Annotated in this window: 4 protein-coding genes; all 4 read right to left on the reverse strand. The window is 33.2% G+C overall.

Translation table 11 applies throughout. The features are described 5' to 3' along the window. Positions 1-364: 364 nt before the first annotated feature. Positions 365-1,777, reverse strand: coding sequence for a hypothetical protein (locus A9G34_RS09215; protein WP_034948646.1), 1,413 nt, complete (start codon positions 1,775-1,777; stop codon positions 365-367). Positions 1,778-1,783: 6 nt separating this feature from the next. Beyond that, complete coding sequence (locus tag A9G34_RS09220) at positions 1,784-3,316, reverse strand: peptidoglycan-binding domain-containing protein (protein WP_065569530.1); 1,533 nt, start codon at positions 3,314-3,316, stop codon at positions 1,784-1,786. A gap of 79 nt (positions 3,317-3,395) precedes the next feature. Next, complete coding sequence (locus A9G34_RS09225) at positions 3,396-4,193, reverse strand: hypothetical protein (RefSeq protein ID WP_034944940.1); 798 nt, start codon at positions 4,191-4,193, stop codon at positions 3,396-3,398. A gap of 15 nt (positions 4,194-4,208) precedes the next feature. Continuing rightward, positions 4,209-5,460 (reverse strand): M23 family metallopeptidase (locus A9G34_RS10900; RefSeq protein ID WP_218055719.1); only part of this gene is annotated, 1,252 nt, incomplete at its 5' end.

Raw genomic sequence — 5,460 nt, forward strand, 5'->3', positions numbered from 1 at the left:
CAGTAAATGCCCTATCTGCTCCGCTGTCCAACTTCTGCGTAATCCTTCCTTTAAATCCCTATCCGTAAAAGTCGGTGGCGGTAGGTCTTTTTTTCGTTGGGTTGAATATATTAGTGTGCCGGTTAAGATTTGCTGTAATTCTCGCATCGCCGGCGTGTAATCGGCTAAATCTAAGGTGGCAACGTTATTTTTGCTGATTTTATCAGATAATTCGCCTACCGTTGCCTTCTCTTCTATCGTTTTAAAACCTGACCAGTGCCATGGGCTACATGGGTCTCTTTTTCAACTAAAATGATTGTCTTTTCACGTTCCAGTAATCCATCTGCTAAAGCTCGTTTCATGGTAAATTATTAATACCTTTGTGCTACTGAGTATAAACTAACTCCTCTTTTGTTGGTTGTCTGTAAGCCACAAAATAATCTTTACCTACAATAAATAATGTATTGTTCATATAAATAGCTTGATTGCCATTTAATAAAAATTTAGCTATAGGTTGTTCATCAATATTTTCAAATGTGACATATTCCAATTCGTTACTGATATCAATGTGATATTTTTTAAAATTTTCTACTTGCTGTTGATATAATGCCTCATTATCAAAAAATTGTTTTGAATTGGCCTTACCAAAGGTGACTGAATAAGCCTGTTGATAGTTCACACAAAGTGTTTTTTCATTGGGATTGAAGGTTAATGTGACATCATCAAGCTCATCTAATCTTCCGCCATCAAAACGTAAATAGTTATTTGCTTGATTACTGGTTAAGAGAAGACTTTGTGCTGAGTGTTGACTTTTATCTTTAATGGCAAATTCGCGGTAACAATTAGAGGTAGTAGGCAGTTCTTGAAACTTTCCTTTATTGGTGACCTGAAAATGTTGAATCTCCATTGTTTCATCTTCAAAGCGTTGGCGACGTTCGATAAAATAGTTTTTGTCAATGGTAAAGTAACGATAACCAACAGCTTGCCCATCACCGCCAGGACCTCCACGAGTTGTGGTTATGTAGCTAAAAATTAATAGTTTATCTAGAACTTTATAATCACTTGAAAACAGATATAAAAATGAATCTGCTTCACCACTGTCCCAGAATACATCAATAAATATTGGATTTATAATGGATGAAATGGGAGAAAATTTTGCTCCGTATATATCTGTTGCAGACCATGGAAGATCCAAAAAATTTTTGTAATGAATGGATAACTTTTTTAATACTTCATCTCGATATAATATAAAAGCATCATCTGCATTAAATGGCACCGCAATTATGGGTAATTGAGGTACATCTTTAATAAATGCCTTTTCAAAATAAGGTTTTGAATAAAATACTGGTTCACCATTTTTTCCAAATAGAAGTAGTATATCGTCCAATAATATTACTTGCCTATTTTGTGTTACATATTGTTTTAATAGACTATTATCAATGGTTTTATCAAATTGAAGATAAGTAATGCTATCATTTAATTTAATATTATAATTATACGCTAGTAATTCTTGCTGTTCTTTTAAATCAAAATATGTTTGTTCAATATTATTATTTATAAAAAAATCTTTTGCAGGCATAGTATTACGTGTAATCAAAAACGACTGATTATTAAAATAAAATTTATTACCAAGCAATTTTATATCAAAATCAACCGTTGTTTCATTTATCAATGTATCACTAATACCATAAATAATTCCCCAATTATCCAGCATTTTTTTTTCATCAGCTGTAGCTGATGATACAATTAAACTTAAGACTAATAAAAATAAAATAAAAGTTAATTTGATTGTCTTCATACGTTTTTAACCTTTATTAATTATTAATGATTGCATTGATAACCCATTAACTTGTTCAGCGCTTTTAACAAAATATTTATCTTCCAAATATTTTAATTCAAAACTTCTTACATCAAAATGAATCCATGTTGCAGCGATTGCGGTATCTTTTGGTGTTTTTTCACGCATTCCCACCTCTAAAGAAATAACATTTCCAACATTCCATCTATAATGCGCATTACAATAACTGATCATTACCTCTCTAGCATCATCACACAAATTTTCTAATGAAATTTTGGTATTGTTATAAATCATATGAATATCTAATGCTTTACCCATATGATTAGTACTTTGTCTAAAATTATGAGCATTATTATCTGACCAACAGCGATATCCAGATTTAACTAATTCAATTTTCATATTCCGTTGATCCAAATGGTATAAATAAAATTTCCAAGCTCTTAAGACCCAAAATAAAGTTCTGTGTAACCCTGGGTATTCATATTTCCTATACATTTCAATAGTATTTGCATTTTGTTTTTGTTGTTCAAATTTACCGTTACCAAAACCTCCACATGCTTTATCGCCTTTCACTAATTTCAATGTAGAACACTTACATTTAGCTTGAGCAAAATATGTTTCTATTGGATATTCTTCTTGAAATCTATCAATTGCTTGTATAACTTTTATATCCACAACGCCCGTTTCCTCAACTTGCATATAATCACGTTGAAACTGTTTTATCATATTTTCCGTTCTTTCAGTAAATTCATCGGTTGGTACATTGCCACCAAAACCTGCAAGGCGGATATTAATTTCCCGAATAATCTCATGCTTGTCGCCTTTCTGAAAAAGAATCTCGCTTTTAGGGAAATAATCTATCATCGCCACCGGATGAATAAACCATGCCTTGCCGTCTGCGGATAGATTGGATAGTTTAGGCGTATTAGCTTCACTTTGTTCTGTGCTAGTTGTTTGATTTTGGGCTTGTGCCTGTGCCACTTCTTTCCACCATAAAGATGGTTTGATGCGCTCTTCTTTTTCTAGCTGCCAGTTGCTTTTGACATGTTCGTGCGCTTCGTCCACTTTTTTCATGGCAAAATCTCGCTGATAGGGCTCGGTGATGCCAAGTTTATCTAATCCCGCTTCAATAAGTGCTTTTTGTTGTTGCTTTTCTTCTTCAAATAGCTCATCAACTTCGTTCCATTTGCTTAACACTTCATCAGCATACCATTCACTTTCATATTTCACCAGTAAATGCCCTATCTGCTCCGCTGTCCAACTTCTGCGTAACCCTTCCTTTAAATCCCTATCCGTAAAAGTCGGTGGCGGTAGGGATTTTTTTCGTTGGGTTGAATATATTAGTGTGCCGGTTAAGATTTGCTGTAATTCTCGCATCGCCGGCGTGTAATCGGCTAAATCTAAGGTGGCAACGTTATTTTTGCTGATTTTATCAGATAATTCGCCTACCGTTGCCTTCTCTTCTATCGTTTTAAAACCTGACCAGTGCCATGGACTACGTCGTTTGATATGTGCTTGCGCATTGTCTTTTATATTCACCCAACCTTGTATCGGTAGCGTTTGCTTATCGCCTGCAAGTAACCTTAACTCTCTAAAAGCTACTATTTTGTATTATTTTTTAATCTGGCGAAAATTTGGTTATTAATTTTGTTCTATTTTCTTGATTAACAAATGTGTAATAAGTCTCTCCACCATCAAAATATTGTACAATCTCTAGCTTATTTTCCCCTTTCCATTTATATTCAACTTCAACTCTCATATAATCATCTTCGTAAATATCCGAAAAATCTTCCCCCTGTTTGATTTTTTTTCTAAACTCATAAGTTGGATTAATACTCATAGCTTCATATACATCTAATATTGTCATATTTTTATAGAAACAAACTTTAGTTGACTCCATCTCAAAATATTTTGTTTCAAGACAATTTTCATTACGTTTAAAATTATTTATTTTGTTTTCATCTGTAATAGCTAATTGCTTATAAAAAACTAAATGTTTATTATAAGGAATCATTAATTCATTATTATTAAGTAGTATGATAATCTCATAATTAAAGCCAATGCACCTTTCTGGTAGATTAGAAGGCTCAATAAAATACAATCCATTAAACTTATTCAAAGATAGATCATATTTTTTTAAATCTTCATTGTAATCCTCAAAGATATTAAGTTTAGTCAACTGATTATAGATACTTTCTTTATCCCCTTTGACTCTCTTAAAATTACAACCTAACACTTTAATTTTTTGTTCATTACCAACAATAAAATTATTTAAAATACTGGTTAACCATTTTTTTTCTTTATTTTCTACATTTATTTTATCTTTTATTAACAAATAATAATGATTATCATTAGATGCATAAGTAAAATATGGTACTAAAAACATTAAAATACATCCAAACAAGAAATTTTTCATTTTCCCACTCCTAATTTATTGAGGTTCTTCCCCAAATGAATTTCGATATCCCTGCTTTAAAAGCTCCAGTGGATCTAATAAATCTTTGCGTCTTTCATAAGGTTTATTCGCTTTATTACTTAATGGCTTTTTCAAATTTAATCCACTTTCACCTGAATAATATTCTAAATGCAACATGTAAATAATTTTTCCGGATAAGGTCATTAATGGGGTATTGTCATCATTTAGTAACTTACCTGTTTTTGCAAGTACTGTACCTTGCTCAACAGAATCGCCAACTTTGAGGTTTTTAATACTTGACTTATCTACTTCACCATAGCGAATAATAAATTCTCGTCCACTATTGGTATGATGCTTGATCGTTATCTGATAAGTTTTACAATAAAAATCTCTAATATCTAATACTACACCATCACATATTGCAACAATTTCTGCGTTAGGTTCAGTATATAGATCTCGTCCCGCATGTTTCCTTTTACCACCACTACGATTCGATCCAAACATTGTTTGATTATCATTTTTAGTCCAATTAAATCTTTTACCAAATTGCATATCAAAATTGTTTATTGGTTTTACTTTTAATGGGAAAATAATTTCAGTACTTCTAATATTAAAATAATCCATCATCGCCACCGGATGAATAAACCATGCCTTGCCGTCTGCGGATAGATTGGATAGTTTAGGCGTATTAGCTTCTGTGTTTGCGGTTGAGTTTTGAGTTTGAGCTTGCGCCACTTTTTTCCACCACAGTGAGGGTTTGATGCGCTCTTCTTTTTCTAGTTGCCAGTTGCTTTTGACATGTTCGTGCGCTTCGTCCACTTTTTTCATGGCAAAGTCTCGCTGATAAGGCTCGGTGATGCCAAGTTTATCTAATCCCGCTTCAATAAGCGCTTTTTGTTGTTGCTTTTCTTCTTCAAATAGCTCATCAACTTCGTTCCATTTACTTAACCCTTCATCTGCATACCATTCACTTTCATATTTCACCAGTAAATGCCCTATCTGCTCCGCTGTCCAACTTCTGCGTAATCCTTCCTTTAAATCCCTATCCGTAAAAGTCGGTGGCGGTAGGTCTTTTTTTCGTTGGGTTGAATATATTAGTGTGCCGGTTAAGATTTGCTGTAATTCTCGCATCGCCGGCGTATAATCGGCTAAATCTAAGGTGGCAACGTTATTTTTGCTGATTTTATCAGATAATTCGCCTACCGTTGCCTTCTCTTCTATCGTTTTAAAACCTGACCAGTGCCATGGGCTAACTCGTTTTATGTGT

It is taken from the genome of Gilliamella sp. Choc4-2, assembly GCF_001690355.1.
GTDB lineage: Bacteria > Pseudomonadota > Gammaproteobacteria > Enterobacterales > Orbaceae > Gilliamella > Gilliamella apicola_A.